Genomic DNA, 13,627 nt, shown 5'->3' on the forward strand with positions numbered 1-13,627 from the left:
TCTCGCTCCATACGCCTACTTGCAGTTCCCTGCCTTGCGGTAACCTGCACGCTGCGCTTCTGCTTCACTGCCAAAGGCTACCTGGTTTTTCTGAGCGACCTGGCTGTAGCTGGGGCAACCGCTGGCCAGGTGGTACACGTGGCTGTTACGGTTGCCAATGATCGCACCGCCAGCTGGCGCATTCGCCAGGGTCGGCTTGCCGACATCTCTCGCAGCCGTTTTCGCGGGAGCCGAAGCTACCACGTCCATCGCCCCGACAGGCTTGTAGCCCAGCGTCCATTTACGCTCGCCGGTGACGAAGGGGTTTGAGTGCCCCATGATCGCGGCGATGCGCTGATTGCGCTGCTTTTCCCATGCCGACACCGGGTGCTGTTTATCCCAGGCCATGAGCACCTGCTGCTGCTGGCGCGACATGCTCAACTTGTAGCGGTCGAACATGTAGAACGTGGTACGCGCAACCAGGCCTTTGACTTCGTCACGCGGCTCGGCGGTTTTTTGCTGGAAGTCGACCTTGGTGGTGCACTGTCCATACTGGCGCTCAACGCCGGAAACCATGCCGTAGTTGAAATTGCTGCGGTCACCGTTCACTTCACCCACAGACGGGTAAAGGTTGAACAGGTCCGCCTCCATGGCGCGGAAGGTCGGGTCTTCATTGACGCAATGCTCGCGACCACCGTTCTGCCAGCATTTGCGCTGGTGGCCAAACGTCCAGGCCGGCACGATGTGCTCCCATTCGGTACGTTCGGCGCGGGTTTGCACTTTGCGGGTTTCGTAGCCGCAGGACTTGGCGTCGACACGGCCACCGGACTTGCCGACCCACTTCCATTTGCAGCCACAGTACAGTTCGCCCATTGGGCTGTTTGCCTGGTCGAGGAAGATCTTCTGTTTGGCGACAACCTTGGCTTCGGTAAACGTTGCGGGGGGATTGGCGAAGGCGGCGGGGATGGCAGCGAGGACGAGGGTTACGACGTACAGCAGTTTCTTCATGAGAAAACATCATCGGATTTCTGGGAGGCGCGATTATACGGCGTGCCAGCGTCGATTGATGCCCTATCATTTTGGCACCACGCCTACAGACCCAGATACTTCAACACCCATAGCGTCGCCATGCCAACGCCCAGGGTTAGCAACGTGCTGCGCGTGCGCCAGGCCACCAGGCCACCAGGCCGGCGACGACTGCGGCGGGTATTTGCGGGTTGCTCCAGTCGACCCCGGCCTGCGCGTCCGGCAACACTCCGAGCCGCGCCGAGGCTTCGAGCGGGTGGTGGCAATCGGTCAGCCGGTGCCGCTCGGCTTGACCATCGCGGCATCGCGGCATGGCAGCAGCCGGGTGTGGTGGGCAACCCACGGGTGGTTGCGCTGGAAGAGGCGCTGTTGCTGCTGGCGTGAGGCCACCCCGCTCAGGGGTGGCCTTGTACTCAGCGTTGGACGGCCTCCAAGGCCTTCTCGCGTTGATCCGTGCCCTGTGAAGCGGCAATGTCCGTGCCCTGGCGAACCTGCTCGGCACGCACTGCCTGTTCCTCCACTTTAGCCTGGGTCTTTAGCGCGATGTCTTCCTTGATGCGCTGCGCTATTTGCTCGATGACTTTTTCTTTCTGTTCCGGTGGCAGCGCCTCGAATTCCTCTGGCGTCATGCCCAGTTCAGCGAGCACTTTTTCCTGCATTTTCTGCTCGGGGGTCTTGGCCATGTAGTCGCGGAAGTCCTGCGTGGCGCTGCTGGTTTCCTGGGTGCTGGCGCCGGCCTGCTGGCGTGCGGCAATGTCAGGGTTCTGTAGCAGCACCTTGAGCTTGGCGAAGGCTTCTTCGCGGGCGTCCTCGGCATTCTGCTGTGACGTGCTGCCTTGGCTGTTCTGTTGCGACGTGGTGTTGCTGGCGGCCAGCGGCGCACGCAGGGGCAGCACCTGCGCCAGAGGCTGTTCAATGTTGATACGGTTCTGCTGCTGGAGCGCGGGCCCCCAGCCTGAGCCAGTGAGTGTGATCACGGTGTTTCCTCCTTCTCCCTGGAAGTCTTGAAAGCGCCAGGGACAGGGGCAAAAGCCATGCCAGTCAACTAAACCAGGAAAATAGGGCGTCTGGGCTATTCCGGTAACCGGGCGCACGGCATAAGCTCGCCCGGCAGGGGAACGATCTTGCCGCTTACGGCAATTACGAGCACAGTCGGCAGCACCTTGACCGGGGCGCAGTTGCTGGACACCAGGGAGAGCGTCCATGAGTCAGGAATCAAGGCCGGTGCCGCCCGGCTTCAGTGAGCAACAGTTGCACATGCTGTTCGAATTGATCAGCGATGGTATCTGGGACTGGAATGCCAATACCGGCTACGTCTATCGCAACCCCGGCTGGTACGCCATGCTCGGCTACGCCAGCCATTCCATGGCCAACAGCGTGCTGACCTGGGAGAGCGTGATCCACCCCGAGGATTACCCGCGGGTGATGGCGCATTTCGAGGCTTACATCAACCAGCGCAATGAGCGCTACCTCATCGAATACCGTTGCCGCTGCCAGGATGGCAGCTACCTGTGGATCGAGGACAGCGGCCACATCATCGCCCGCAACGAAGATGGCTCGGTGGCGCGCATGCTGGGTGCGCACCGCAACATCGATGCCGGCAAGCGCCTGGTGGCCCAGCTCGAGCAGAAGAACCAGTCGCTGGAGGCCCAGGTGGCCGAGCGCACGCGCGAGCTGTCCTGGGTCAACCAGCAGCTACAGCGCCAGCTGGACGAAAACCGCGAGCTGGCCGAGCGTGATGCATTGACCCGTATCGCCAATCGCTACCGGCTGGAAAAGGCGCTGCAACAGGAGTGCAGGCGTGCCCAGCGCTTCCGTGAGCCGTTGGCGGTGATCGCCATGGACGTAGATGACTTCAAGCCGATCAACGATCGGTTTGGCCACGCTCAGGGCGATGCGGCCCTGGTTCACGTCGTCGAGTGCTTGCGTACGTGCCTGCGCGACCAGGACCTGCTGGCGCGCTGGGGCGGTGACGAGTTCGTCATGGTGTTGCCGCAGACCACACTGGGTGAGGCACTGGAAGTGGCAGCCCGGTTGCGCCAGGCGATGGTGCAGGTCGAGCAGGTTGGCGCGTGCCGCCTGACCCTGAGCTACGGCGTGGTGCAGTGGCAGGAGGGTGAAGATCAGCATGACCTGCTGGGGCGTGCTGACCAGGCCTTGTACCGAGCCAAGGGGGCGGGCAAGAACAGCATCTGCGAGTGAGCCGGTAGCGGCGCTGAATGAAAAAAGACCCGTGGCGCCTTGGGGGCGCCACGGGCCAAATCGGCCTTGGCCGCTTCAGTGTCAGATGTGCAGGGCGTGGCCCAGCGCCCGCAATGCCGCTTCCTGCACCGCTTCGCCCAGGGTCGGGTGGGCATGGATGGTGCCCGCGATATCTTCCAGGCGTGCGCCCATTTCCAGAGACTGGGCAAAGGCCGTGGACAGTTCCGAAACCGCCACGCCCACCGCCTGCCAACCCACGATCAGATGGTTGTCACGGCGTGCCACCACGCGCACGAAGCCGGTTTTCGACTCCAGGCTCATGGCCCGCCCGTTGGCGGCGAACGGGAACTGCGCGACGATGCAGTCCAACCCTTGCTCACTGGCCTGTTCCGGCGTGGTGCCGGCCACCACCACTTCCGGGTCGGTGAAACACACTGCGGCAATTGCACTGGGCTCGAAGCGCCGCGCCTTGCCGGCAATGATTTCGGCGACCATCTCGCCTTGCGCCATCGCGCGGTGGGCCAGCATCGGTTCGCCGGCCACATCACCGATGGCCCAGACGTTGCGCATGCTGGTCTGGCAGCGTTCATCGATGGCGATGGCGGCACCGTTCATTTTCAGTTCCAGGCTTTCCAGGTTGTAGCCCTGCGTGCGCGGGCGACGGCCCACCGCTACCAGAACCCGGTCGGCCTCCAGCCGCAACTGCCCGCCCTGGCCGTCGCGGGCCAGCAGGCAGCCGTTGTCATAGCCCTCGACGCTGTGCCCCAGGTGCAGGGCGATGCCCAGCTTCTTCAGCGATTCGGCCACCGGTGCGGTCAGCTCGCTGTCATAGGTCGGCAGGATGCGGTCGCGCGCTTCCACCACGCTGACCCGCGCGCCCAGCTTGCGATAGGCGATGCCCAGTTCCAGACCGATGTAGCCGCCGCCCACCACCACCAGGTGCTTGGGCAGCGTCTGCGGGGCAAGGGCTTCGGTGGAGGAGATGATCGGGCCGCCCAGCGGCAGCATCGGCAGTTCGACGCTGTTCGAGCCGGTGGCCAGCAGCAGGTGCTCGCACTGGATGCGCTGGCCGTCGACGTCGACATGCTTGCCGTCGATGATCTTCGCCCAGCCGTGGATCACCTTGACCCCGTGCTTTTTCAGCAGCGCGGCGACGCCGGTGGTCAGGCGATCGACGATACCGTCCTTCCAGGCCACGCTCTGGCCGATGTCCAGGCGCGGCGAGGCGACGCTGATGCCCAGGGGCGAGGGTTCGGTAAAGCGCGAAGCCTGGTGGAACTGCTCAGCCACATGGATCAGCGCCTTGGACGGAATGCAGCCGATGTTCAGGCAGGTGCCGCCCAGCGCCTGGCCTTCCACCAGCACGGTGGGGATGCCCAGTTGCCCGGCGCGGATGGCGGCCACGTACCCACCGGGGCCGCCACCGATGATCAGCAGGGTGGTGTCGATAGTCTGTTGCATGCTTACTCCACGAACAGGCAGGCGGGTTGTTCAAGCAGGCCACGTACAGCCTGAATGAACAGCGCGGCATCCATGCCATCGACCACCCGGTGGTCGAACGAGCTGGACAGGTTCATCATCTTGCGGATCACGATCTGGCCGTCGACCACCATTGGCCGCTCGACCATGCGGTTGACGCCGACGATCGCTACCTCCGGGGTGTTGACCACCGGTGTGCTGACGATACCGCCCAACGCACCGAGGCTGGTCAGGGTGATGGTCGAGCCGGACAGTTCCTCGCGGCTGGCCTTGTTGTTGCGCGCTGCATTGGCCAAGCGGCCAATCTCGCTGGCATTGCCCCACAGGCTGCCGGCCTCGGCGTGGCGCAGCACCGGCACCATCAGGCCGTTGTCGCCTTGGGTGGCGATGCCCACGTGCACCGCGCCATGGCGGGTGATGACTTGGGCTTCATCGTCATAGGTGGCGTTGATCTGCGGGAAGTCGCGCAGCGCCACGACCAAGGCGCGCACCAGGAACGGCAACAGGGTCAGCTTGCCGCGGCTGTCGCCGTACTTGCTGTTGAGTTGCTGGCGCAGGGCTTCCAGCGCCGTGACGTCGATTTCCTCGACATAACTGAAGTGCGCCACGCGGCGCTTGGCATCCTGCATGCGCTGGGCGATCTTGCGGCGCAGGCCGATCACTTGCACCTGCTCGCTGTCGGTGCGCTTGGCATAACCGCCAGGTGCCTGGCCGGCAGGGCTCTGCGGTTTGCTGATGAAGGCATCGAGGTCTTCGTGCAGGATGCGCCCGGCGGGGCCGCTGCCATGCACGTAACGCAATTCGATACCAGCATCCAGGGCGCGCTTGCGCACAGCGGGGGAGGCCAGCGGCTTTTCGTCGGCCTGGCGCGGCACGATAGGGGCGGCACTGTGCGACGTGGTGGCCGGGCAGGCAACCGGTTGTGCTTCGACACGAGGTTCCGACTTGGCGGCGACCGGTGCGGCCTGCGGCTCGACCGGCTTGGCCTGCGGCACATCCACGTGGTTGCCGCTGCCTTCCACTTCGATGCGGATCAGCTCGCTGCCGACCGCCATCACTTCACCCGGCTGGCCACCCAGGGCCAGCACCTTGCCACTGACCGGCGAAGGGATTTCCACGGTGGCCTTGTCAGTCATGACATCGGCGACCACCTGGTCTTCGGCGATCACATCGCCGACCTTGACGAACCATTCGACCAGCTCGACTTGCGCGATGCCTTCGCCAATGTCCGGCATCTTGATGACGTGCGTGCCCATTCAGACCTCCATGACCCGTTTCAATGCCGCACCAACACGAGATGGGCCTGGGAAATAAGCCCACTCCTGTGCGTGAGGGTAGGGCGTGTCCCAGCCGGTGACGCGCTCGATGGGCGCTTCGAGGTGATGGAAGCAATGCTCCTGCACCAGCGCTACCAGTTCGGCGCCGAAACCGCAGGTTCGTGTGGCTTCATGCACGACCACGCAGCGGCCGGTCTTCTTCACCGACGCGACGATGGTGTCCAGGTCCAGCGGCCAGAGGCTGCGCAGGTCGATCACTTCAGCATCCACACCGGTTTCCTCGGCGGCCACCTGGGCCACGTAGACCGTGGTGCCGTAGGTCAATACGGTGACGTCGTTGCCTGGGCGGGTGATGGCCGCTTTGTCCAGCGGCACGGTGTAGTAACCGTCCGGCACGGCACTTTGCGGGTGCTTGGACCACGGGGTCACCGGGCGGTCGTGATGGCCGTCGAACGGGCCGTTGTACAGGCGCTTGGGCTCGAGGAAGATCACCGGGTCATCGCATTCGATCGAGGCGATCAGCAGGCCTTTGGCATCGTACGGGTTAGAGGGCATCACCGTGCGCAGACCGCACACCTGAGTGAACATCGCTTCGGGGCTCTGGCTGTGGGTCTGGCCACCGTAGATGCCGCCACCGCAGGGCATGCGCAGGGTCAGTGGGGAGATGAATTCGCCGGCCGAGCGGTAGCGCAGCCGCGCCATTTCCGAAACGATCTGGTCGGAGGCAGGATAGAAATAGTCGGCGAACTGGATTTCCACCACAGGCCGCAGGCCATAGGCACCCATGCCCACGGCGGTGCCGACGATACCGCTCTCTGAGATCGGTGCGTCGAACACGCGCGATTTGCCGTACTTGGTCTGCAGGCCCTCGGTGCAGCGGAACACGCCGCCGAAGTAGCCCACGTCCTGGCCGTAGATCACCACGTTGTCGTCGCGCTCAAGCATGACATCCATGGCCGAGCGCAGGGCCTGGATCATGGTCATGGTAGTGGTGGCCATGGCGGTTTCCGGTTTGATGCTGTTGTTGTGGTCGTTCATCTCAAACCCCCAGTTCCTGGCGCTGACGGCGCAGGTGGTCGGGCATTTCCTTGTACACGTCCTCGAACATCGAGGCTGCACTCGGGATGTGGCCGTTGGCCAGGGTGCCGTATTGTTCGGCTTCCTTTTGCGCGGCGATGACGGCCGCTTCGAACTCGGCGGTGACGGCCTGGTGTTCTTCCTCGGACCAGTGGCCGATCTTGATCAGGTGCTGTTTCAGGCGGGCGATCGGGTCGCCCAGCGGGAAGTGGCTCCAGTCGTCGGCAGGGCGATATTTGGACGGGTCGTCGGAAGTGGAGTGCGGGCCTGCGCGGTAGGTGACCCACTCGATCAGGCACGGGCCCAGGCCGCGGCGGGCGCGTTCGGCGGCCCAGCGCGAGGCGGCATAGACAGCGACGAAATCGTTGCCGTCCACCCGCAGAGACGCGATACCGCAACCCACGCCACGGCCGGCGAAGGTGGTCGATTCGCCGCCGGCGATGGCCTGGAACGTGGAGATCGCCCACTGGTTGTTGACCACGTTGAGGATCACCGGGGCGCGGTATACGTGGGCGAAGGTCAGCGCGGTGTGGAAGTCTGACTCGGCCGTGGCGCCGTCGCCGATCCAGGCCGAGGCGATCTTGGTATCGCCCTTGATCGCCGAGGCCATGGCCCAGCCGACCGCTTGCACGAACTGCGTCGCCAGGTTACCGCTGATGGTGAAAAAGCCGGCTTCGCGTACCGAATACATGATCGGTAGCTGGCGGCCCTTGAGCGGGTCGCGCTCGTTGGACAACAGCTGGCAGATCATTTCCACCAGCGACACGTCGCGGGCCATCAAAATGCTTTGCTGGCGGTAGGTGGGGAAGCACATGTCGGTGCGGTTCAGCGCCAGCGCCTGGGCGCTGCCGATGGCTTCTTCGCCCAGGCTCTGCATGTAGAAGGACATCTTCTTCTGGCGCTGGGCAAGCACCATGCGGCTGTCGAAAATCCGCGTCTTGAGCATGGCGCGCATGCCTTGGCGCAGCAGCTGTGGATCGATGTCTTCGGCCCATGGGCCAAGGGCATCGCCATGCTCGTCGAGCACACGGACCAGGCTGTTGGACAGGTCGGCAGTGTCGGCAGCATCGACATCGATGGGTGGTTTACGGACTTGACCCGCGTCGTTCAGGCGCAGGTAGGAAAAATCGGTCTGGCAGCCTGGCCGGCCGGTAGGCTCGGGCACATGCAAACGCAGGGGGGCGTACTCGTTCATGCTTTTTACGCTCGCTCGGATGTTGTTTTTGTGAGCTTTGAAGCGGCCGCCGCTGACTACCGGCTTGTGACTGGCAGGTCAGCGTCAATTACATAGTAGTGACACCCTGGGAGAATTTTTCTCTCAAGTTGATTGCCTTTAGCGAGCGGGCCGGATAAACATTCTGCATAAACACAAAAAACCGGTGAATTTGTCTCATGCGCAAACTCGATCGTACCGATATCGGCATTCTCAACAGCCTTCAGGACAACGCCCGCATCACCAACGCAGAACTGGCGCGGTCGGTGAACCTGTCGCCCACGCCTTGCTTCAACCGGGTCAAGGCCATGGAAGAGCTGGGTGTGATCCGTCAGCAGGTGACCCTGCTGTCGCCAGAGGTGCTGGGGCTGGATGTCAATGTGTTCATCCATGTCAGCCTGGAGAAGCAGGTAGAGCAAGCGCTGCATCGCTTCGAGGAAGAAATCGCCGAGCGCCCGGAGGTGATGGAGTGCTACCTGATGACTGGCGACCCCGACTATTTGCTGCGGGTGCTGTTGCCGAGCATCCAGGCGCTGGAGCGGTTTCTCGATTACCTGACGCGACTGCCAGGTGTAGCGAACATACGCTCGAGTTTTGCCCTGAAGCAGGTCCGGTACAAAACGGCGCTGCCATTGCCTGCCAACGGCATGACCCTGCGCGAGTGAGGGGCAAGAACTGCGTCGTCGTGGATGCAGGTGCTTGATATTTTAAACACCCCCAGCCTATGTTGTTGCCAGCCCATAACAACAAGGACAAGCGTCATGACCACCGCAGCCCCGCGCTCACTCGCCGAGCATCTTCAGGGCATCGACCAGATCGAATGTGTCACTCCCGACCTTAACGGCGTTCCCCGTGGCAAGGTCATGACCGCCGATGGCTTCCTCGAAGGCCGGCGCCTGCAGATGGCACGTGGCGTCTTGTTGCAGTGCATCATGGGCGGCTACCCGCCAGCGAAATACTACGGCAGCGACGATGGTGACCTGGCCTTGGTCGCGGAGCCTGCGCAGATCCACCGCTTGCCCTGGAGCGAGGAGGGCCTGGCGCTGGCGATCTGTGATGCCAATGAGCTCGATGGCCGGCCGTCAGGGCTATCCACCCGCGGGCTACTCAAAGGCGTGATCGCCCGCTATGCCGCGCGGGGCCTGGCGCCGGTGGTGGCCACCGAACTGGAGTTCTTCGTCTTTGCGCCCAACAGCGACCCTGTACAACCGTTTGTGCCGCCGCTGGGCAAGGACGGCCGCCGAGAGCTCGGCCACTCGGCATTCAGTGTCAGTTCCAACAACGGCCTGCGGCCGTTCTTTCAGGAGGTTTACCGGTGCATGGCAGCGCTTGGCCTGCCGCGCGACACCTTCATGCATGAAATGGGCGTCAGCCAGTTCGAAATCAATCTGCTGCACGGCGACCCCTTGCTGCTGGCCGACCAGACGTTCCTGTTCAAGCACCTGCTCAAGGAGGTCGCGCTCAAGCATGGCCTGACGGTGGTGTGCATGGCCAAGCCCCTGGCGCATACGCCGGGCAGCTCGATGCATATCCACCAGAGCCTGGTAGAGACAGCCACGGGGCGGAACGTGTTCAGCGATGACCAGGGGCAGCCGAGCGAGACCTTCCATCATTTCATTGGCGGCCTGCAGGCGTGCATGGCCGATTTCACTGCGCTGTTCGCACCCAATGTCAATTCGTACCAGCGGCTGTGCCATCCCTATGCGTCGCCGAACAATGCTTGCTGGTCGCATGACAACCGCGCTGCCGGGCTGCGTATTCCGGCCAGCGGCCCCGCGGCGCGGCGCGTCGAGAACCGCCTGCCGGGCGCGGATGCAAACCCCTACCTGGCCATTGCCGCCAGCCTGGCAGCTGGCCTGCACGGCATCGAGCAACGCCTGGCGCCTGCACCGGCCATCCAGGGTGAGTTCCAGGTCCCTGAGCACCTGAGCCTGCCCTGCACCCTGCATGCGGCGCTGGAACGTCTCAAGCGCAGCGCCTTGGCCCGGGAACTGTTCGGGGCTGAGTTCATCGAAGGTTACGCTGCCAGCAAGACGCTTGAGTTGACTGATTTCTACAACGAGATCACGCCGTGGGAGCGGCGCGTGTTGGCGGCACAAGCCTGATCGCGACACGAACGCTACTGCATGCGCCCCTGTTCTGCTATTTCGCAGGCAGGGGACTGCGCCGCGGCTGATTTGCTTTTATGCTTGCCAGCAAGCCAACGCCACCTGAACAGGGAGCCCTACGGGACGTATGCGAAACATCTGGAAGCCGTTTCAGTCGTTGTATTTCGCTGCCTTGATGATGCTTATCGGCTCGGGTCTGCTCAGTACTTACCTGGCTTTGCGCCTGGCGGCCGACAATGTCGACAGCCTGTGGGTCGGTGCGTTGATGGCGGCCAACTATTTCGGCCTGGCTGTTGGTGGCAAGGTTGGCCACCGACTGATCGGCCGGGTAGGGCACATCCGGGCCTATACCACCTGCGCCGGCATCGTCTGTGCGGCGGTGCTGGGCCATGGCATGACCAACTGGCTGCCAGTCTGGGTCGGGCTGCGGATGCTCGTTGGCCTGGGCATGATGTGCCAGTACATGGTCATTGAGAGCTGGCTGAACGAGCAGGCTGACGCCAAGCACCGCGGCGCTGTGTTTGGCGGGTACATGATCGCCTCTTACCTGGGGCTGGTGCTCGGTCAGCTGATTCTGGTGGTGCATCCCGAGCTTGGCCCTGAACTGTTGATGCTGGTCGCGATGTGCTTCGCCCTGTGCCTGGTGCCGGTGGCGATGACCCGGCGCATTCACCCGGCGCCGCTGCGCCCGGCACCGATGGAGCCGAAATTCTTCATCAAGCGCGTGCCGCAGTCGCTGAGCACGGTGCTGGGTTCGGGGTTGATCGTCGGCTCTTTCTACGGCCTGGCGCCGCTGTATGCGTCCAGCCAGGGGCTTTCCACCGAGCAGATCGGCTTGTTCATGGGCAGCTGCATCTTTGCCGGGCTGCTGGTGCAGTGGCCGTTGGGCTGGTTGTCCGACCGCTATGACCGGGCCGTGCTGATCCGCAGCGTGGCTGTGGGGCTGGCGCTGGCGGCGGCGCCGCTGGCGATTCTGCCCAATGTGCCGTTGGAGTTGCTGTTCGGCATCGGCTTTCTGATTTCGCTGTTGCAGTTCTGCCTTTATCCGCTGGCTGTGGCATTTTCCAACGACCACGTGGAAAGCGAGCGGCGTGTCTCGTTGACCGCCATGCTGCTGGTCACCTACGGCGTGGGGGCGTGCATCGGGCCGCTGGCGGCGGGGGTACTGATGAAGGTGCTGGGCGCGCAGATGCTGTATGCCTTCTTCGTGTTCTTCGCCCTGGTGCTGGTGTGGCGGATTCGGCCGAAGGCGGTCACCGGGCTGCACCAGGTACAGGACGCGCCGTTGGGTCACGTGGCCATGCCGGCGGCGGGCTCGCCATTGTCGGCGGCGCTCGACCCGCGGGTGGATGAACAGACCGTGCAGGAGGTAATGCAGGCGCCTGTGGCGGCTGAGGATACCGAGGCTGAAGAGAAGGCCGAACCGGCTGATCCGGGCGAGGTCAGCAAGCCGGTTTGAGGCGGGCCCAGGGTAGGCACAAACGAATAGCCAGTCTCAGGTCAATGCCCGTGAGTACGCTTCATCAGGGCTTCATTAGGGCCGCAAAGCGGCCCTAATCGTTCAAAAGACTGGCATCAGCCTTCAGGGGGGCGTTCTAAGCAGACGATCAATAATCGTCTTTATCGAACCGCCGCGCTTCGCGCTGCAACTGGTACACGAAGCTCTCTATCTTGCGTTGCGCCGGGCCATTGAGGTTATGGAAGCGTACGCCGGCAAAGGTGGTGTTGATCCGCTCTTCGTAATGCAGGTGGCGCAACTCGACCATCATGTCCACCAGGCCCAGCGGGTTGCTGGCCTTGAAGCGCTCGTAAACCTGGCCCAGTTGCAGGCGCGCCTCGACGTCGCCGTCAAACCGCAGTTTGCAGCCAGTGGCGGAGATGTCGAGCAGCTTGCCGCGCAAGGCGCCATTACCCTTGAGATGGGTGCCATCGAGAATCACATCGACCAGCTGCGACAGCTTCAGCGCAGCGCGAAATGCATTGCGCCGCTGGTGGTAGGTCACCTCGTCCGGCAAGGCACCGCGGTAGGAGCGATGGCCATCGACCTCGGTGATCCTCAATTCGTGGTTGCACTCCCACGCAATGCGTACGCCGTCGTGGAACCCTTCAACGCGGAACGGCTCGCCGTTCTCGATGAATTTTTCGCCATCGCGCGGGATCATCTCGTCCAGCGCCAAAGTATTGCTGTCACGGTCCACATGAACCACGTAGCTCTGGAAACGCTGGCTGCGCTCATGGAAGGTGATGATCAAAGGATCATGGCTCTCCAGCAACTGGCGCAGGTTGGCCGCAATCTCCAAAGGAGTGTTCAGCACCTTTGGCGGCTGCGGAGCATCGGTTTCATTGAACACGGGTTATCAATCTCCAGGCAAAAACGACACACGCAAGTAAAGGCATTTTGCCAGTATGTTCCGTGCCTTGATAGAACTAATCACACTTGGCTGAGCGCCCGAGGCTTGGCCAGTGGCGAAGTGGCGCCACGGCTGTCGTAGAGCGACGGAGAATCGCCGCCCATGAGGATTCTGATCTGGTTGGCCGTGACGTGCTGCTGTACCTGGATGATCCGGCCATTGGTCTCGTTGACCTTCTGGCAGGCGTCCATCAGCTGGGTCAGCACATTGAGCTGCTGCATGATCACTTCACCGTTTGGCGACTGCGCAGCGACGGCCTGAACCCCAGCACGGTCGGCGCTCAGGCCTAGGCTGGTGAGCAGGTGATTGCGCCGCAGGCCTTGCTGCTCGAGCAGAACGATCAGCGATTGCTTGCGGGCCAGGATGCCCTCCAGCGGTGCCATATCGCGCCCATGCAGGGCGACTGCCTCCTGCTGAAGCAGGTCGAGCAGCTCCTGGGTGGGGGCGATGTCGTCTTCGATCAGTTGCAGCAATGTGATGTCGTGCATGGCTAACTCTTGGCTTTTCAAGCGTCCGTGAAGTCAGCGCGCCGAACGGTCAGCGCTGGGCTTCGAAATCGAGCAGTTTGCTGGCGACCCGGCCGGCATCGACCTGGTAGCTGCCATCTGCGATCGCCTGTTTCAACTGTGCCACGCGGGCATTGTCGACAACGGGCTGGTCGCGCAGCTTGTCGCTGACCTTTTGCAACTGCTGGGCCTCTTGGCTGAGGTGTACCGCTTCTCCGCTGGCGCTTGCGCTATTCGGCGCGGTGGTTTCGCCGGACTTGTCGGCGTTGCCGGGCGCGGCATTGCCGCGAACGCCGCCCGTGATGGACGGAGAGTTATTCAAACGACTGAAGTCGATGACCATGATCAG

14 protein-coding genes are annotated in these 13,627 nt (G+C 63.0%); 4 read left to right on the forward strand and 10 right to left on the reverse strand.

The window, feature by feature from the left end:
• Positions 1-15: 15 nt before the first annotated feature.
• The 3 genes from ACIPZH_RS09545 to ACIPZH_RS09555 form a co-directional block, all read right to left on the reverse strand.
• A complete protein-coding gene (locus ACIPZH_RS09545) occupies positions 16-987 on the reverse strand; it encodes an endonuclease (RefSeq protein WP_400636026.1) in 972 nt (323 codons plus the stop codon).
• Positions 988-1,123: 136 nt separating this feature from the next.
• Positions 1,124-1,318, reverse strand: a complete 195-nt coding sequence (locus ACIPZH_RS09550; protein WP_400636027.1) for a hypothetical protein — start codon at positions 1,316-1,318, stop codon at positions 1,124-1,126.
• Positions 1,319-1,418: 100 nt separating this feature from the next.
• On the reverse strand, positions 1,419-1,982 hold the full coding sequence (locus tag ACIPZH_RS09555) for a hypothetical protein (protein ID WP_400636028.1): 564 nt from the start codon (positions 1,980-1,982) through the stop codon (positions 1,419-1,421).
• Positions 1,983-2,208: 226 nt separating this feature from the next.
• Between ACIPZH_RS09555 and ACIPZH_RS09560 the strand changes: the two genes are divergently transcribed.
• Positions 2,209-3,207 (forward strand): diguanylate cyclase domain-containing protein, encoded by a 999-nt coding sequence (locus ACIPZH_RS09560; protein ID WP_400636029.1) that lies wholly within the window; start codon positions 2,209-2,211, stop codon positions 3,205-3,207.
• A gap of 81 nt (positions 3,208-3,288) precedes the next feature.
• On the opposite strand, the gene lpdA is transcribed toward ACIPZH_RS09560, so the two are convergent.
• Genes lpdA through ACIPZH_RS09580 form a run of 4 tightly spaced genes read right to left on the reverse strand, consistent with a single transcriptional unit; the run spans position 3,289 to position 8,235 of the window.
• Positions 3,289-4,668 (reverse strand): dihydrolipoyl dehydrogenase, encoded by a 1,380-nt coding sequence (lpdA, locus tag ACIPZH_RS09565; protein WP_400636030.1) that lies wholly within the window; start codon positions 4,666-4,668, stop codon positions 3,289-3,291.
• Between the two features lie 2 nt (positions 4,669-4,670).
• A complete protein-coding gene (locus tag ACIPZH_RS09570; RefSeq protein WP_400636031.1) occupies positions 4,671-5,942 on the reverse strand; it encodes a dihydrolipoamide acetyltransferase family protein in 1,272 nt (423 codons plus the stop codon).
• On the reverse strand, positions 5,943-7,001 hold the full coding sequence (locus ACIPZH_RS09575) for an alpha-ketoacid dehydrogenase subunit beta (RefSeq protein ID WP_012315573.1): 1,059 nt from the start codon (positions 6,999-7,001) through the stop codon (positions 5,943-5,945).
• A 1-nt stretch (position 7,002) separates the two neighbouring features.
• Positions 7,003-8,235 carry a 3-methyl-2-oxobutanoate dehydrogenase (2-methylpropanoyl-transferring) subunit alpha gene (locus tag ACIPZH_RS09580; RefSeq protein ID WP_241804611.1) on the reverse strand — a complete coding sequence of 411 codons (1,233 nt, stop codon included), beginning with the start codon at positions 8,233-8,235 and terminating at the stop codon, positions 7,003-7,005.
• Between the two features lie 197 nt (positions 8,236-8,432).
• Between ACIPZH_RS09580 and bkdR the strand changes: the two genes are divergently transcribed.
• The 3 genes from bkdR to ACIPZH_RS09595 all read left to right on the forward strand — a co-directional run bounded on the left by bkdR (position 8,433) and on the right by ACIPZH_RS09595 (position 11,820).
• Complete coding sequence (gene bkdR, locus ACIPZH_RS09585; RefSeq protein WP_008098689.1) at positions 8,433-8,918, forward strand: Bkd operon transcriptional regulator BkdR; 486 nt, start codon at positions 8,433-8,435, stop codon at positions 8,916-8,918.
• 198 nt (positions 8,919-9,116) lie between these two features.
• Positions 9,117-10,358: a glutamine synthetase family protein gene (locus tag ACIPZH_RS09590; protein ID WP_400636087.1), complete on the forward strand. Its 1,242-nt coding sequence runs from the start codon at positions 9,117-9,119 to the stop codon at positions 10,356-10,358.
• A gap of 130 nt (positions 10,359-10,488) precedes the next feature.
• Positions 10,489-11,820 carry an MFS transporter gene (locus ACIPZH_RS09595; RefSeq protein WP_400636032.1) on the forward strand — a complete coding sequence of 444 codons (1,332 nt, stop codon included), beginning with the start codon at positions 10,489-10,491 and terminating at the stop codon, positions 11,818-11,820.
• 148 nt (positions 11,821-11,968) lie between these two features.
• On the opposite strand, the gene ACIPZH_RS09600 is transcribed toward ACIPZH_RS09595, so the two are convergent.
• The 3 genes from ACIPZH_RS09600 to flgM form a co-directional block, all read right to left on the reverse strand.
• Complete coding sequence (locus ACIPZH_RS09600; protein WP_400636033.1) at positions 11,969-12,712, reverse strand: flagellar brake protein; 744 nt, start codon at positions 12,710-12,712, stop codon at positions 11,969-11,971.
• Between the two features lie 80 nt (positions 12,713-12,792).
• Entirely contained in the window at positions 12,793-13,260 is a 468-nt protein-coding gene (locus ACIPZH_RS09605; protein ID WP_115274169.1) for a flagella synthesis protein FlgN, read from the reverse strand.
• A 49-nt stretch (positions 13,261-13,309) separates the two neighbouring features.
• Positions 13,310-13,621: a flagellar biosynthesis anti-sigma factor FlgM gene (gene flgM / locus ACIPZH_RS09610; RefSeq protein ID WP_241804607.1), complete on the reverse strand. Its 312-nt coding sequence runs from the start codon at positions 13,619-13,621 to the stop codon at positions 13,310-13,312.
• Between the last annotated feature and the right edge of the window lie 6 nt (positions 13,622-13,627).

Source organism: Pseudomonas sp. NPDC089758 (assembly GCF_044748705.1).
GTDB classification, from domain to species: domain Bacteria; phylum Pseudomonadota; class Gammaproteobacteria; order Pseudomonadales; family Pseudomonadaceae; genus Aquipseudomonas; species Aquipseudomonas putida_X.

Bases quoted from the DNA above. Each gene is read 5' to 3' on its own strand.
- ACIPZH_RS09545 (WP_400636026.1), bottom strand. From the start codon at position 987: ATGAAGAAACTGCTGTACGTCGTAACCCTCGTCCTCGCTGCCATCCCC.
- ACIPZH_RS09550 (WP_400636027.1), bottom strand. From the start codon at position 1,318: ATGCCGCGATGCCGCGATGGTCAAGCCGAGCGGCACCGGCTGACCGAT.
- ACIPZH_RS09560 (WP_400636029.1), top strand. From the start codon at position 2,209: ATGAGTCAGGAATCAAGGCCGGTGCCGCCCGGCTTCAGTGAGCAACAG.
- lpdA (WP_400636030.1), bottom strand. From the start codon at position 4,668: ATGCAACAGACTATCGACACCACCCTGCTGATCATCGGTGGCGGCCCC.
- ACIPZH_RS09570 (WP_400636031.1), bottom strand. From the start codon at position 5,942: ATGGGCACGCACGTCATCAAGATGCCGGACATTGGCGAAGGCATCGCG.
- ACIPZH_RS09575 (WP_012315573.1), bottom strand. From the start codon at position 7,001: ATGAACGACCACAACAACAGCATCAAACCGGAAACCGCCATGGCCACC.
- ACIPZH_RS09580 (WP_241804611.1), bottom strand. From the start codon at position 8,235: ATGAACGAGTACGCCCCCCTGCGTTTGCATGTGCCCGAGCCTACCGGC.
- bkdR (WP_008098689.1), top strand. From the start codon at position 8,433: ATGCGCAAACTCGATCGTACCGATATCGGCATTCTCAACAGCCTTCAG.
- ACIPZH_RS09590 (WP_400636087.1), top strand. From the start codon at position 9,117: ATGACCGCCGATGGCTTCCTCGAAGGCCGGCGCCTGCAGATGGCACGT.
- ACIPZH_RS09595 (WP_400636032.1), top strand. From the start codon at position 10,489: ATGCGAAACATCTGGAAGCCGTTTCAGTCGTTGTATTTCGCTGCCTTG.
- ACIPZH_RS09605 (WP_115274169.1), bottom strand. From the start codon at position 13,260: ATGCACGACATCACATTGCTGCAACTGATCGAAGACGACATCGCCCCC.
- flgM (WP_241804607.1), bottom strand. From the start codon at position 13,621: ATGGTCATCGACTTCAGTCGTTTGAATAACTCTCCGTCCATCACGGGC.